Origin of the sequence: Leptothermofonsia sp. ETS-13, assembly GCF_049200465.1 — a bacterium.
Classification (GTDB): Bacteria; Cyanobacteriota; Cyanobacteriia; order Leptolyngbyales; family Leptolyngbyaceae; genus Leptothermofonsia.
The window spans coordinates 5,486,320-5,501,765 of sequence record NZ_CP120836.1; the positions used below are offsets into that span (position 1 = coordinate 5,486,320).

The window sequence follows — 15,446 nt, forward strand, 5'->3', positions numbered from 1 at the left end:
TACATTTTGTAACTGGGTTGCATCTTGTTGTTCGACTAATGTGGTAGTGCCATTACGTAGAGGATAGAGGAAAAAAGCCATCCATCTGTACAACTAGTCGAGTCGTTGGTTTGGCCACTACTTTTGCTTGCTGAGATACCTCGGCGTAGCAATCATTCACCTACTGTTGCAACCAGCTCTCGGACAATTGCAGCACTCGTGCAATGCCTGCTAGGGGAATGTGTTCGAGCAACAGTCGCTCGATCAACGCACAGGTGTCTTTATCTTTCGGTTGCCATTGGGAATTCTCCACAAACTGACGACCCCAATCGCGACACTTGTAGTTCTGTTTGCCGCGACGGGTAGTACCGTTTTTCATGATGTCATCGGAACCGCAGGTCAGGCAGAGGAGATACGGCTTCATGATGGATCAAGTTCAGTAGGTGCATAATCAGGGTTAATCCATAATAGCGACTCCTAATTTTCTCTATCCCTTATAAAAGGGCACTACCTTGCTTCAAAATAAGCCTACTGCTTGCCATACCTAGTATCCCTGCTACTGGTTTAAGCTTCCTTTCATCTGCATCTCTACACTTTGCTGTAAATGTCACGGCATTGCACTGAGACGGGAACTGCCTGAAGGAGCAGAATCAGATCGAAATATTGGGACTGCAATACCGTGGATCTTTTGCTAGCACAGTTAGAATGCTGACACTGATTCTGACTGAGATATTGCTATTGGAATAGCAACAGCAACTATCGTAGGACTGTTAGTCCGTCTCTGCTTCATAATTTTCTCGTCAACTTGAACTTGCAGTATTTTTACGACTAACGCCGCAGAAACTTTTTCATCCTTAGGTTAATTTCAGATAATGAGATAGTGTAAACACTGAGTATTATGACAAATAAATCGCTAACAACAATCACCAAGTATGATGCAATAGTAAAAGTACAAGATATTTTCACTACCTCTTATGTATACTTGACTTAATTGGAAATAAAAAGAGAGAGCAATTCTTAACGTAAAACTATCAATCCTTATGGCTTTATTGCCTATTCTTAAATTGGACAGTTTATTAACAATAATGTCTACTTTATAGGCAAGCATAGACATGGATTTGAAATTTTTGTGTACGATACCTATGAAGATTTTGAGGTTGACGTGAGCAGTGGCACTAACTACCGAATTAAAGCTCGCTTTTTGGTGAAGAAAGAGAGCAAGCTCTGCACTAAAACTACCAACCAAACTCCGTTGTGGCTAAATCTGTGGCGTAGGGTACAGAAATCGCCTGAACGCCTAAGCCACGATTGAAGCTCTCTCCCTGGTTCCCAGATTCAACCTGCAAACCAAAGAAAGAAGTTGGGAATTCTAAAGAAACTTCTCACTTTAGAGCACTCAACCTCACCAGGGCACATGCATCTTCCATCAAAATCCATTCAGCCTGTTACTCAGGCAGCGATCCGTGCGGAGCTAAAAAGAATTTGGGGCTACTCAGACTTCCGCCCACCTCAAGGAGAGATCGTTCAGTGTTTACTGGAGCAGCGAGACTCCCTCATCATCATGCCGACGGGCGGCGGCAAGTCCATCTGTTTTCAACTTCCTGCCCTGTTGCAAACGGGATTGACCCTGGTGGTTTCGCCGCTGGTGGCTTTGATGGAAAACCAGGTGCAGGAATTGTGGGAAAGGTATCCTTCGTTTAAGCGATCAGTGGCCTCGTTGCACAGTGAACTCTCGAAACAGCAACGCAGACAGGTTCTATGGGCGCTAGAGAATCAAAAATTGCGTCTGCTTTATCTCTCCCCTGAAACGCTGTTGAGTCCATCCGTTTGGGAAAAACTTTGCCACCCCTCGCTGAAGCTAAATAGGCTGATTCTGGACGAAGCCCACTGCCTTGCCCAGTGGGGTGACACGTTTAGACCCGCCTATTTTCGACTGGGCGCGGCGCGATCGCAACTGCTCAAGAGTAAGTCAGAGCATAGTCGAATTGCGATCGCGGCATTCACCGCCACAGCGGATCCGCAAGCTCAGCAAACAATTCAGCGAATTTTACAACTCCAGGAACCTGAGGTTTTTCGTCTTAATCCCTACCGCTCGAATTTGAACCTCAAAGTGCAAGTTGTGTGGACTCCCCGTGGACGGAGACAACAATTGCTGAAATTCATTCAAAGTTATGGGAATCAGGCTGGTCTGGTTTACGTCCGCACCCGTAGAGATAGTGAAACCCTGGCCGAATGGCTAAGTCAACAGGGATACCGCACAGCCGCCTATCACGCTGGTTTAAGCCCGGAGGAACGTCGCCAAATTGAAACCGACTGGATTCGGGATGTGATCCAGTTCGTGGTCTGTACCTGTGCCTTTGGCATGGGAATTAATAAGCCAAACGTGAGGTGGGTTGCCCACTTCCACGCTCCATGCCTTTTGTCTGAGTACGTTCAGGAAGTAGGGCGAGCCGGTAGAGACGGAAAACCTGCAACAGCGTTGACATTAATCAGTGAAACGACTGGATGGCTTGACTCGGAAGATAAGCAACGGTGGCAATTTTTCGAGCACCAAACCCGGAAACAACAGCAGATAGCCCAGCAACTGGCGAAAAAAATTCCACCTCAGGGAGACGTTCAAACAGTCAGTCGTCAGTTTCAGGATGGCGCGCTGGCATTGTCCTGGTTGCACGGAGCGGGGCAACTTCAGTGGCAGGGGCCGTTTCAGTATGTGTTGACTTCACCCACAAAAGGCACATCGTTAACAGAGTCCAACACCAAAGCATCAAAGCAGATGGCTCAGTATCTTAAAACCCGTGACTGCCGCTGGAAGTTTTTGCTAAATGCATTTGGGTTTCCAGAGGAAGCGAAAAGCTTTCGCTGCGGGCATTGTGACAATTGCCCCTAGCCCCCAGTCCCTAGCTCCTGCCTTCTCACTTCTGCTCCTGACTCCTGACTTCTCCCTTCCTCCTTAAAGAATTTTCAAAACTCCCGGAGAAGTCTTTCCATTGATGAATGATTAATCTGAGCCAAAGGGTTGCACTACCACACAACTGCACACCTTGTTGAGGACTTGAGTTATGAAATCTTCTTTCACCTGGGCGATCTCGCCATCTCTTAGCCTTGCGATCGCTGCCGCTTTATCCAGCATTCCTTTGACTGCTCAGTCAGTTCGTGCTGATGATTGCAGTTCAGTTTCTTTTATCCAGACTCCTGATGGTAAATGTCATGATTTGAGCTATCTAACGGTCCTGGGACGTTCCCGGCAAAACCTTGAAGATGCCTCCAAATTATACGCAGAGACTATCCAAATTCGCCAACCCCTACCGGTCACTTACGTTACTGAAACAACTGTAACTGATCGCTCCACTACTTCAGTTATAACTTTTGATACCTATTACCCCATACCAGAGGAACTGGAGGAGAATCTTGAGATACTCCAAAGGGTTAACAGTAATCTGCGTCAGAAAGCGGCTACAAATGAAGCCGTTGAACGATGGGCGTTTCGCAGACAACGGCAAGTTATGAATGGAGTGTCAAAGTCTTTTGTGAATAGTCCCCCTGTTTATAGCTATCCGATGCAAGTTTGCTATGAGGTATGTTCTTGGTGAGGTAGCAGACAACAGGCAACAGGTGTGAAAATTCAGTATTCGTTTATCAGGGTGCATCTATGGTAATGCGATTGGAAAAGGTTGTACCGTTTGGGCGATCGCTCAATGAGTACGTCCAGATGTTTAACCTGACTGAACAGGATCTACAGAAATCTATACTGGGAGTGGCAGACGGTCCCGCAAGTTTCAATGCGGAAGGTACTCGGCTTGGCTATCGAATTAAGTCGATTGATCCTCTTTATCAATTCACGACTCATCAGATTAGAGAATGATTTGATCAAGTCGTTGATAACATCATTGAACAGGTGAAAAATACTCCAGACGACTGGGTCTGGACCTACCATGGTTCACCGGATGGATTGAGGGAAAATCGAAAACGGGCAATTGAACTCTTTTGTGCAGACTATGAAGCCGGAAAAGCTGAGAGTCGATACGAACTCGGTGAACTGCCCGATTTGAAATACGGTAATGGCGAGTTTGACCTGGGTTTATGTTCCCATTTCCTTTTCCTTTATTCCGACCATTTCAGTGAACAATTTCATTTCAACTCTGTCTGCGAAATGCTTAGAGTTTGTCAGGAAGTCAGGATTTTTCCACTCCTCACGCTCATGCTAAAACCCTCCCAGCACCTGGGGCCGATTATCAAAAAATTGCAAGCACAAGGCTATCAGTGTGAAATTGTCACCGTCCCCTACGAGCTACAGCGGGGTGGAAACGAAATGTTGAGAATCACAACGGTCAGATAGTACAGGGGGGAGGGAGGAAGCAGGGGGAAGGAGTAGGCATCAACTCATCCACCCATCCACCCACTCCTCTACATTGACATGGGTGAATCACCTGTGCATGATATTCACCGACGTTTCCTTACGGAAATCTTTGAATGGCTTCTGCACGGCGGTATACGCTGAGTTTGTCCTGTCCAGATCGAGTGGGTATTGTGGCGGCAGTGAGTGGTTTTATTGCCAGTCACAATGGTTGGATTGTGGAAGCTCAGCACCATGTAGATCAGGCTGCACAGCGCTTTTTTATGCGGCAAGAAGTTCTAGCGGATTCCTTAGCGTTTAGGATTGAAGAGTTTGGGCAACAATTTGCCCCGATCGCCGAAAAGTTTCAGATGGACTGGCAAATCACTGACTCTACCAGAAAGAAACGGGTTGTTATACTGGTTTCTAAGCCAGAGCATTGTCTTTATGATTTGCTTGCCCGCTGGCAAACTGGCAAAATAGTGAATTAGACATTGATATTCCCTGTGTCATCTCCAATCATGAGGTGCTGCGCAAATTTGTGGAGTGGCGTACCATTACGTCACCTCTGAACTCGATGCTGGCCCCATTATTGACCAGGATGTGATTTGTATCGATCATTTCACACAAGTATAGCTCTACGCAGGTGCGTTAGGACATTGGAATTAGAGAGGGAATGGGGCCTTCGCCCCTAGCCAGAGGTTCCACTCCTGCACCCCATCCTAAGTATGGTGGCTATCGCTATATCAAGCAAAACACCGGCGTTTGGAGTGGATACTTTTTAAGTGTTTCTTTACTGTGTTGAGGGTGATGAATAACTCTGCGGCAATTTGTTTATAGGAATAGTTAGCGCGGCGTAGCCTCCAGATTTCTGCTTCGCGGGGGGTTAAACCATACTGTTGACCTTCTGCGATCGCCAACTGATAGGCAGAACGACGTTGATCTTCCAGAGTCACTAGCACAAGCGGTTCCTTAAAGGCATCCAGTTTCAGCCATTGAGCCCGAATTCGAATCATTCCTATTTGATTCACTGCAACTTCAGATTCAATAACGATTGTGCGATTGAGGTAGAGTTCTTGACTGGCGATCGTCGCCTTGCACATACGTTGAATTTCGCGGTGCATTCGGTAGGGGTGCATTTCGTCCTGATTTATCTGCTGAAGCATATGACGGGCGGGGCTATTGGCGTGAACAATTTCCCCTCGCTCGGTCAGGATCATGAAACCGTCTATAAACCCTTCTAGTACTCCTTCGACCAGGAGATCATCCAGATGTTTTTGTGAAGCATTGGGGGTATTAGTGGAAGTACTCATTGAGTTGAACCTCTTCAAATCAGCAAACTGCAAAAGCAGCATCATTCTGAAGAGGGATAGGGGTGGGTTTCTTGAGCCTATGCAGTTTCCCAAAACAAAAGCGCTGAACGGTTGTCCAGCGCTTCAATTGGATTAATTGTGAAGGTGAGCAATCCACCCTACGCCGCTATAGCAGTCCTAAATCAGCTATAGCAGTCCTAAATCAGTTGTGAAATGGAGAGGCTTTGTGAACAGGGGGATGGAGGCTTCCTCTCCAAGCAGGGGTTACCCCTCTGATCTCGTTCAATTTTCAAGAAGGATGCTATATATTCCGCTTACTAGCGGCGAGGCCGAATAATTGGGACGGGGCGTCTTGGGCGAGGTCCATTTGGCATAATACTAATCACCCCATTCGATGACCTGGAGGGCTGATTAAATCGGTGTTGAAGATTGGGTGGAATGTAGAGTTCTAAGTGAAGACCTCCTTCCTCATCGAGGTAAGCCTCGGCCTCAATGCCTAAATCCTCAGCAATTTCTGCATTTAAACTATCAGCAATTTCTTCAACGTTATGATGATTGTTGTCCAAGTTATTATCGAATCCAGCGAGTGGATTAGTGTCGAGGGTTGAGGTCACCTGATCTCTGTGAGTCATATTGATGTTCTCCTGAAATCGCCTGGTACAGACAGTTGTCGAACCAACCTCACCAGGCAGTACTCTTAAAAAGGATAGGGAGCAGCGATCGCAGCCTATGCAGTCTCAACAAAACCATTTAGCACAAACACATAGAGGGGGTACGAGGAGTTGAGGCATGGTGTAACAACACCTTCCATTGCACTGAAGTTATTATGAGGAATTCCTTTGACTCCGAAAATTACCCGTACGGGTACTCTTCCAATGGGCAATGATGTAGACCCAAAATATAACGGAGGGCAGTAGCCAGGGAATGGAAACTGAGGCGAAGGTGTAAAGTTGCAAGGCAATCAGACCAACCGCTACGGTTGCCCCTACAAAACCGTAAACCAGTTTTCGCCGCTGACGATAGGGAGATTTCAGCAGCATGAGTGCTACATCTTTTCCCAGAATGGCCGCCAGACAAACCAGCCACCAATCTGGAAAGCGAATTATTCGATGGTGTAGTAGGAGGTGATGGACTGTGTAAGCATACACTTCGCCAATTGTGATTGAATTAGGACAATCGGGTAGCTGTTGCCGAATGTTTTGCCCAAACCTGCACCAGTAGTCAACTGCCGGGAGAACCGGGAAGTTATCAACCGCATCTGAGTGGCCACTTGATATGATTACAACCTGTTGCTGAAGCCTTCTCTGAAACTCAGAATTTAGTGAGGAAACATTTAGAAATTTCCATGCGGAAAGGCGTTCATAAACCTGATCCGGTGGAATGGAGAAATCCAGCATTATTTGCAAGCCAGGCAGAAGACCGATTTGCGGTAAAGGAGCAGGCAGTTGATTCTGAGCTTTTGTTTGGCGAATATACTGGCTAATTTGAGCCTGAAAATTACCTCGATTTTGAAGAGTTGGTTGGGGCAAAGTGGGCAGTGCTTGCTGGCTAAAAGTGTGAGAGAGCGCTAGCATGTAGGGAAATGGGCAACCTTGCGCGCAGGTAGGATCATCTGGCAGGGGAAGATCCCAACTGTAGATGTTGCCATCGCCACGTAAAGTCCAGGCTGGGTTAGCGATGCGATCGCGAGGAATCCAGTTCTCATATTCCGCCATCGCAAACACAAACCAGGTGTTCTCAGTTTTGATTGCAGTTTGAGTCGCTTTTATTAATGCCTCTTCTCCAGATTCCTGGGTATCTAATCGGTAAGTGAGGCCGACAGTTTTTGCTTCAAATGCGGTTAGCTGATGAATAATGCTAGCCAGGTAACGTCGGTCTATGGGTTCAATTTGAAATTGATTGATTTTGGAGATTGCCCGGTTAATGGACTCTTGATCAATTTCAATTAACAGAACAGGTGGAGTTTTAGTGGGAGCCAGTTGATGAGTCCAGTCCCGGTAGATTGCTTGCACCCACATTCGCTGTTGATATAAAAAATTTTGTACCGGGGTGAGGAGGCTCAGTGCCAGAACTGTACTAAAGGCGATCGCTTCTACTTTGGTGGGTATCCACTGCTGTAACTGCCGCTTCCAACCAAAAGGTTCAATGCAGTAGGGAATTGCATTGGGAGGACTGAAGAAGGATGGCAACAGGTGAGCCGATGGAAAGGCAAACTTTTCAGTGGATTGGAGGTAGTGCCGGGTATGGATCAACGCATCCAGAATGTCCTGATGCTGGTTCAATTCCTGACACAGATGGCTGAGAAAGCTTTGTGCCACATCATTTCGAATCGGTTCTCGCATAGCAACCACCTGCACCCCCAGCTCCATCAATGCATGGGCAATACTCACACCACTACAGGAGTTAAAAATGGCCAGTTGCAAGCCCCGTTCTTTAGCCTGCGCCAGTTGTTCTTCCAGTTCACTGATGGAGCAGGAGACGTGGGGGGCGATCGCAAATCGTCCGCCCGTTACAGTTGTTTCATCACTGTGCCCAGCAAAAAACAAAACATCCCAACCTCGATCATCACAAATAGCCTGGGCAATTCGGGTTTTGATGATCACCGGATCTTCATCGGGGAGCCAGGCAACCCGTTCAACCTCGGCAATGGAACGGAGCGATCGCAACGCTTTCCAGTGTTCCTGTAGCGGCAGGTTGGGGGCTTCCCCCAGAAGGGCAAGAATGCGAGTTTTTCTGGTAGGGGAGAGATTCAAGCCCTGGCCTGCCCCATCCATATCCATCGCTGTACGAATAATACGTACCGTTCCGGGAGGTGCATCCGCAGGGGCAAGTTCCCAGACTTCCCAGGGCAACCGTGCCATCTCAGCAGAATCACAGGCCAGAAATAAATCGATGCCAGTTGGAATTTCGGTCTCGTTTCTTCGCGCGGTTGCTTGCCGGGCGATGCGCATTAACTCATCTCGAATCCGCTGTTGAATTTTGCGAGTTTCCCCTTCACCCAACCAGCGGTGAAAGGCATGAATTAGTACTGTTTCAGCTTCCCTTAAATCATTGCCTGGATCGCCCGACCCCGGATTAAGACAGCCACTGTCACGGATATTCCTGGGAGAGGGTAGATAAAACCGGGCATACCGCTGCTGCCACCGTTGATATCGACGTTGAACGTCTCCAGCACCACTGAGACTGGCAGTGAGTTGCTTTTTACGGTCATCCCAAAGCAGCAAAAAGAAACAGGATTGGTCATCCTTTTGCCAGACTTTGAGTTCAAACACCGTGCGCATCATCCCTCTCCAAATCTGAAGGCTGGTAAGGTCAATCCCGAATGGTTGGGAAGGAGGAGGGTAACTACAAACTGCTCTCCTGTGATTCCCTGTACGCGGGCGAAGAGAAATGGATCGTCAAACTCAGCAGTTGGTTCGTGCAATACACCACGAGCATTGCTGACCCGAAGTTTCAATCCATCCGGTAATGCACCACCTGATCGCATACCAACAATCAACAGCAACGACCACTCCAGGGGATGGGTATCCGCTGCCCAGGTTACGGCGCATAACCGCAGGGCAATTTCAGCCAGATCAATATCCTGATACAAAGAGTTAGGTTGGGGTGGAATTTCCATGCCCTGACTTCTGAGTTCGGCGATCGCCCGCTCAAAGCGATCCACGGAAAGCATGGGGGAAGCGGTGGCCAGTTCCTCGGGTAAAAACAATCCCAGACTTTGAGCAATGGTATCGATTTCGCCCCGTAACCATTGCGCAACGTTGATTGTGGGTTGAGCCAGGAGCATAAAGAGTTCTGTGAAACGGACGGGGGGTAAGGGTTCTGGCGATCTCGGCCACTGGTCAAGCAAAGCTAAAAATTCTGGATTCTGCAAAATTCGTGCCCCCTGCTCCCAGGTCAGAATTTGCCAGAGGGGCTGATCCGGGGTGTGCAGGCGGGAAACGAACGCATTCAGTTCTGTAGCAGGCAGAGGTTGGACAGGAGCCAGGGAAGGGGCAACGGGAAGGGCGATCGCGTCCGGCTGTAAATGGCGAACGTAGGACAGCAGATGATTGACTTCACCATCAAACAGTGACAGAGGAATTAAATAGTTCCAATCTGGCTCCATCGGCAGATGCACCGATTGTCGATAGTCTACCAGTTGGTCGTAACGTAGAATACCCTGGATCGCAACCTGATCTAATTCTTCCTGAACTTCCAGCAACATATAAAAATGGGCAGCCAATTCCGGCAGGTCAAGGGCGGCGCGGGGTAGGGCGATCGCCTCCGCTAAAAGATGTTCTGTTGCAATTAAACACAGCTTAAATTCACCTAGTCGGGCATTGCAAACCCCATCCAACACGCGAGCATACTGGGGTTGCCAGAGAGTACTTTCCTCCAGATTAAGAACGAGGTTGGGCAACCGTTCCTGGAGCCAGCGAGCAAACCCAAAGGCGCCCAATCCATTCAAATAGGTTTGCCACTGGGAGGGCTCATGCAAAACGCGATCGCTCACGGTTGCCGCCTGGTCAAAATCTTCTGGTTCTAAGGCAATCACTTCTGGGTGCAGCAATCTAAAATCAGTTACGCCAACAGCTAAATCCCTCATGGCTCCCACTCCTGTGGTTTCTGAATGTAATAGCGTAACCGCTGAGCATAGACACTATTCAGGGAACGATTTTTCGTTGTCATAATCTCGGTGGCGGCGGCTTGAAACACTTCGACATCTGCAAAATCCTCCACTAAAACCATTAAGTTGCGAAGATAATCTGGATGGCTTGAGATCTTTCCAGGATTGAAGTAAGAGGCCATGTCTAAAAGGCTTTGAACAAGCTTTTCAGTCGTTTTTAGTCGCACTTGACTCAGCAGGTTTTTAATGTTTACGATTCGACTCACCTGGGATTGATTCGTCATTTCCAGACGAGATGCAACTTCACTTTGAGACCATCCTTCAACATAAATGAGTTGGAGAGCAGGAACAAATTTGCTGGCGAGTGAAGCATAGCGTGGACGTTGTTTCAGATGATTCAATTGTTCTCGCAGTGTTTGACAAATTCCCCAGTCTAAACAAGCCATTAACTGACAATGGCAAAACTCTCGAACTTCTTGCCGTTCAAGGTCTTCAAGGGCATTAGTAGTGTTGGGATCGGGCAGTTCCCGCTCAATTTCTATTTCAGGATGAGTTACCTCTAACGCTTCTGAAACAGGGCCGCTCCGATTCCACACCGCATACTGACGCAGTTGTTTGGCAATTCGTTGAAGTTCTCGCTGGAGATGGTCTGGTGAACGGACAGACGAATCGGCTTTTTGCAAAAGGGTCAACATTTCCTGAAGCTGCGCCGGGGTTGGATCGGGGCAACGAACGGCGATCGCATGGGCATGGCGGCGATCGCGCCTGTATACTGCATGGAAGGCTTCAACAATTTGCCGTTCAGCGGGTAACAGAGTTGCCAGTTGTTTCATTCTTGCCCGATTGAGCAAGGCCCAATCGCTCAAATAACTCAACCCTCGCTCTGACAGGAAATCCTTGATGTCTTGATTTTGCCGGGTCTGATAGTATACCCAGGTGTCCAGCCTGGAATGGGTGGGCGAATTTGAGTCAAACTTTCGCAGAACTTCAACAGTGAATACTGGGAAGCGGAGGGGTACTGCCCCATGTTCATTTAGAACCAGTTGTGTTTTGCGGTCCTCTCCCAAAATGATGAGCGATCGCCCATCATCATTGAGAACAAAGGGAAGCAACTCTTGATAGGTGAACCGACCACTGGCACTCAACTGTCTGGCAATTTTTTTGCAGGCATACAGAATGGGATAGGAAACGTAGCAACGTAGACACAGCCCTGCTCTGGCAACAGTCACCAGTTCTGCTTTCGTGGCTCGAAACAGAGAAAAGAGAAGTGCCTGAATTGCCCGGTCGGGGGAAATAGTGGTGGCTGGGTTGGCGATCGTAGCCATATCCGGAAACTGTTCCTGAAAAAACTCTAATGCCGCCGCCACTGACTGACGGCGATAACCCCGACCCTGGCTCGCCGGATCGAGTCTCAGAATTTCCCAGTACCTCGATAGATGCACCATGTCACTTTCGCAAATGTGAGAAGGCTCTCCCGGTTTGCTGGTGAAAGAGTCTCCACGACTTTTCCACCCAAACAAAATCCCTGGAATATTAATTCTGTTTGGGTAATAAGCTTCGCTTGCTACCTAACTCTCAGGAGAATCTGCGAGAAATGAATAACCTGAACTTGGGAAATCGTTCTTGGAGAACTTTACTATAGGTCAGTTTCACCTGATAGGGGGCAAAAAGTACTCTTTTGGGTACCGGAGCCCTGTCGAAATTGCACTCCGGTTCAATGAACCGTCTGCTGACTTATTGGGTTACTAGCTTTTTACTCATTAGCTTTATCAAATGGTTGAAAAAGCTGGTTCAAATTCAGCACAAAGATGGGAGGCTCATTGGAGTTGGGAACCGCGATCGCCCTGACACACTTCAAGCTTCCCTCGTTGAGATAGGTGACTGGCAGAGAAGAAAAGGCAGATTCTGCCAGGCGGCGCAGGGTGGGTGGCTCGTTTAAAAGAAAACCAACGGGTTCTCCCTGGGGGCTAGTGGCGATCGCCAGAAACCTCCGACCACCAGAAGACTGAAATAGCAACTCCCCTGAACTGGAGAGAATCCGGCGACATTGCCTATAGATTCGCTGCTCAAGATCAATTACAGGGATTTCCTGATCCTGGTAAATCACCAGCCCAGTTGTGGAATCTGGACCTGTTCCATAGAGATGTTCAACTTGCACCACCTTTTGCACGACATGAATGGGTAGTGCAAACCAATCCTGCCGTAAACAAAATACCAGCCATTGCTGAGTCACTTCAGCATGATGGGCTAGAGAGCGGCGTGGTCTAGTGCGTGGGGACATAGGAATGAATCAACTGCTCCAGAGAACGGAGGAGAATTTGCTCATTATAGGGTTTGGAGAAATAGGCGGCTGCCCCCAGATTGAGCGCCAACTGCCGATGCTTAGGACCGGAGCGAGAAGTCAGCATCACCACTGGAATTTTGGCCCGTTGGGAGTCAGCCTTGAGCCTGGCGAGAAACCCAAAGCCATCGAGCCGTGGCATCTCAATATCACAAATCACTGCCTGCACTTCCCCCCCTGCGTGCAACTGCTCCAATGCATCCAGGCCATCCTTAGCCTGCTCCACCCGATAGCCCGCCCGCTCCAGCGTCAAAGCCAGAAAACGGCGGACATGAATCGAGTCATCGACAATCAAAATCGTCGGTTTGGCGAGCGTCTCCTGGCGCGAGGGCGGTAGGCACCCCGCTTCCGTCGCTATCGAGGCGGCAGCCAAAGAGGGTGCGGGCGACAACGGTGGCGTGGAGCGCTCGACACTGGTGATCCAGTGCAGCAAGTCCGCCACATTGACCAGCGGAACTGCGCGCCCATCGCCAAGAATGATGCAATTGTTGAACCCCGGCGGCAGCGAGAGAGGCCCCTCCACCCGCCGAATCGCCACCTCCTGCTCGCCCCAGGAGCGGTCAACGACTAAGCCCATCGGTTGGATTGCAGGCTGAACCACCAGCACCGCGGGGGCATTGATGGTGGGCGGCGCTTCCAGATTGTGGGGTTGCCGCGGGCAATGAAACACCAGCCAGCGCGATAACCGCACCACCTGCAACAGCGATTGTTGGTAGGCGAGCACTTCAGTGCCTGCGGTGGTCATGAGCGCTTCTGGGTCGAGCAGGAACAACTCTTGGACCGCATCGGAGGGGAAGGCCAGCAGCAGGCCGTTACTTTCGACCAGCAGAACCCGCACAATCGAGAGGGTCAGGGGGACCGATAGGGTAAAGGTGGTGCCGATGCCTGCCTGGGTATTGACGGTGATTTCGCCCCGCACCCGCCGCAAATGTTCGCGAACCACATCCATGCCGACGCCGCGACCGGAGAGGGGGGTCACCTGCTCGGTGGTGCTGAAGCCGGGTTCAAAGATGAGGGTCAGCAGTTCTGCATCGCTGGCGGTGGCTAGCAGGGTGGGGTCTAAGCCCATCTGCTGCGCTCGCTGGCGCACTTTGTCGAGCGGGATGCCGCCGCCATCATCGCGGACGGTGATGAGGGTGCGGTTGCCGCGATGGGCAGCTCGGATTTCAATCAAGCCCTCTTCTGGTTTGCCTCGCTGCTGGCGCGTTTGGCGCTCTTCGATGCCGTGGTCAAAGGCATTGCGCAGCAGATGCAACAGGGGGTCATGCAGGTGTTCCAGGATGGTGCGGTCGATCAGGGTGCTACTGCCGATGAGGTGGAGGCGGACGGGTTTGTCGTACTGCAGCGAGAGTTCGCGCAGGGCCCGGGGAAAGCGGTCCACGATGTCGGACAGGGGTCGCATGCGGATCTGGGTCAGGTGCGATTGCAGGTGTTTGGCGGTTTTGCTCAGGTTGCGGCTGGTGAGTTGGGCTTCTTCGAGGCTGAGGTCGATGTCGCTGCTTACTTCTTGCACCTGGACGATGGTTTCCATGACTTCTTGCCAGAGCAGGTGCAATTCGCTGTAAGAGTCTAGTTCCAGGGCGTCAAACCGATTGTCTGGGGTGTCACTGCTGGTGAAGTCGCTGGCAGAGGAGTGAACCGCTGTGCCCATCAGTAGCGGAACAGATGGTTTAGAGCGACGAGAGGCGGTGTCATAAACCGTCCGCATTTGAGCATTGGTTTGTTCCAGAGTTTTGAGGCGGTGATTGAGGGTAATTACTAGATTCCGCAGGCGATTGAGGTAGAGATCGAGTCCGTTGCGCTCGATAGTCAGCTCACCAAACAAGTCATTCAATCGATTCAGTTGACGCACCGAAACTCGCACCGTTGCATCCTGGTCTTCTTCAGCAGCAGTCGATGAACTGGTATTGGTTTCCAGGATTTTGAAGTCGGTGACCTGGGACTCACCAACGGTTGCACGTTGTTGAACAGTGGGCTGTTTTTGGGGTGGAATAAATGCAGGTGATTGGGGTGGAGAGATTGTTGTAACGGTTTCTGCAATGAGGGTTTCAACCTCTTGATCCACTTCGTCAAATGATTGAGCAACGCCAGTTTCTTCGGCTGGGGAGAGAGTAATTTCCGTTGGCAGTCCATCAAGTTGGCCAGCCATCACTAACGTTTGAGTTTGACGCCAGGCATTGAGGGCAGAACGGGCGATCGCTTCTACCTGCTCCGGATGGGCCTCTAAATGGTCAGTTACTGAGTGGCACAAACGAGTAAAAGCCTCAAGCTGAAGCATTTCTCCCAGACCCGCCAGTTCCTGTGCCAGAATAGTCACTTCCTCCCGCAGGCAGGGTTGACTGGGACTTTCCAACACCGCCGCAAGCCGCTGCAAGCAACCCTCTACCTCGGTTTCAAACAGGAGGGGAATAACATCCTGCCCTTCTTCGGGAGAGAGGACCGACTGGGCATCCTCCTCCTTGGGGTCGCCCAGCAAGGCGTGCAACTGGTCAAAAGTCGGATTGACTTCGGCGGCTAACCAGGACGCTTCCACCTCCCCATTCTGACGGGCGACCTGAATCACCTGGTGGAGACATTTCACCGCCGATAGGAGCAGGGTTTCGAGGGTAGCATCGACCACCAACTCCCGCTGGAGCTTGAGCACCTTAAAAGCATCCTCCAGCCGATGCGCTAACTGACTCAGAAGCTCAAACCCCATCAAGGCGGCTCCGCCCTTAATCGAGTGCGTCGCTCTCAGCGCCCCATTGATCTTGGCCCCCTCCACTCGCTGAGCAGCGATGCCCAATACTGCTGCATCGAGCGTATCGAGATAGGCCTGCGCCTCATCAAGAAACTGCCGTCGGATTTCTCTTTCCTTGTCGTATGCCATCG

13 protein-coding genes are annotated in these 15,446 nt (G+C 49.9%); 5 read left to right on the plus strand and 8 right to left on the minus strand.

Annotation, left to right across the window (positions count from 1 at the left end):
- Nucleotides 1-160 precede the first annotated feature (160 nt).
- Nucleotides 161-403, minus strand: coding sequence for a transposase-like zinc-binding domain-containing protein (locus P4D80_RS25020; RefSeq protein WP_421656759.1), 243 nt, complete (start codon nt 401-403; stop codon nt 161-163).
- Between the two features lie 990 nt (nt 404-1,393).
- Between P4D80_RS25020 and P4D80_RS25025 the strand changes: the two genes are divergently transcribed.
- The 5 genes from P4D80_RS25025 to P4D80_RS25045 all read left to right on the plus strand — a co-directional run bounded on the left by P4D80_RS25025 (nt 1,394) and on the right by P4D80_RS25045 (nt 4,803).
- Complete coding sequence (locus P4D80_RS25025) at nt 1,394-2,866, plus strand: RecQ family ATP-dependent DNA helicase (RefSeq protein ID WP_421656760.1); 1,473 nt, start codon at nt 1,394-1,396, stop codon at nt 2,864-2,866.
- Nucleotides 2,867-3,038: 172 nt separating this feature from the next.
- Nucleotides 3,039-3,569, plus strand: a complete 531-nt coding sequence (locus tag P4D80_RS25030; RefSeq protein WP_421656761.1) for a hypothetical protein — start codon at nt 3,039-3,041, stop codon at nt 3,567-3,569.
- Nucleotides 3,570-3,628: 59 nt separating this feature from the next.
- Nucleotides 3,629-3,841 carry a hypothetical protein gene (locus tag P4D80_RS25035; RefSeq protein WP_421656762.1) on the plus strand — a complete coding sequence of 71 codons (213 nt, stop codon included), beginning with the start codon at nt 3,629-3,631 and terminating at the stop codon, nt 3,839-3,841.
- A gap of 33 nt (nt 3,842-3,874) precedes the next feature.
- The gene (locus tag P4D80_RS25040; RefSeq protein ID WP_421656763.1) at nt 3,875-4,315 is read left to right on the plus strand and encodes a hypothetical protein; all 441 of its coding nucleotides are present in this window, start codon (nt 3,875-3,877) and stop codon (nt 4,313-4,315) included.
- Between the two features lie 134 nt (nt 4,316-4,449).
- Nucleotides 4,450-4,803 (plus strand): hypothetical protein, encoded by a 354-nt coding sequence (locus tag P4D80_RS25045; RefSeq protein ID WP_421656764.1) that lies wholly within the window; start codon nt 4,450-4,452, stop codon nt 4,801-4,803.
- 255 nt (nt 4,804-5,058) lie between these two features.
- On the opposite strand, the gene P4D80_RS25050 is transcribed toward P4D80_RS25045, so the two are convergent.
- The 7 genes from P4D80_RS25050 to P4D80_RS25080 form a co-directional block, all read right to left on the minus strand.
- Nucleotides 5,059-5,625 carry a helix-turn-helix transcriptional regulator gene (locus tag P4D80_RS25050; RefSeq protein ID WP_421656765.1) on the minus strand — a complete coding sequence of 189 codons (567 nt, stop codon included), beginning with the start codon at nt 5,623-5,625 and terminating at the stop codon, nt 5,059-5,061.
- A 317-nt stretch (nt 5,626-5,942) separates the two neighbouring features.
- Entirely contained in the window at nt 5,943-6,257 is a 315-nt protein-coding gene (locus tag P4D80_RS25055) for a hypothetical protein (protein WP_421656766.1), read from the minus strand.
- 192 nt (nt 6,258-6,449) lie between these two features.
- The gene (locus P4D80_RS25060) at nt 6,450-8,909 is read right to left on the minus strand and encodes a CHASE2 domain-containing protein (RefSeq protein ID WP_421656767.1); all 2,460 of its coding nucleotides are present in this window, start codon (nt 8,907-8,909) and stop codon (nt 6,450-6,452) included.
- A complete protein-coding gene (locus P4D80_RS25065) occupies nt 8,906-10,213 on the minus strand; it encodes a DUF1822 family protein (protein WP_421656768.1) in 1,308 nt (435 codons plus the stop codon). Before P4D80_RS25065 ends, P4D80_RS25060 begins: the two co-directional genes overlap by 4 nt.
- Nucleotides 10,210-11,679 carry a hypothetical protein gene (locus P4D80_RS25070; protein WP_421656769.1) on the minus strand — a complete coding sequence of 490 codons (1,470 nt, stop codon included), beginning with the start codon at nt 11,677-11,679 and terminating at the stop codon, nt 10,210-10,212. Before P4D80_RS25070 ends, P4D80_RS25065 begins: the two co-directional genes overlap by 4 nt.
- 308 nt (nt 11,680-11,987) lie before the next feature.
- The gene (locus P4D80_RS25075) at nt 11,988-12,515 is read right to left on the minus strand and encodes a chemotaxis protein CheW (RefSeq protein ID WP_421656770.1); all 528 of its coding nucleotides are present in this window, start codon (nt 12,513-12,515) and stop codon (nt 11,988-11,990) included.
- Nucleotides 12,499-15,444, minus strand: a complete 2,946-nt coding sequence (locus tag P4D80_RS25080) for a hybrid sensor histidine kinase/response regulator (protein ID WP_421656771.1) — start codon at nt 15,442-15,444, stop codon at nt 12,499-12,501. Before P4D80_RS25080 ends, P4D80_RS25075 begins: the two co-directional genes overlap by 17 nt.
- Nucleotides 15,445-15,446 lie beyond the last annotated feature (2 nt).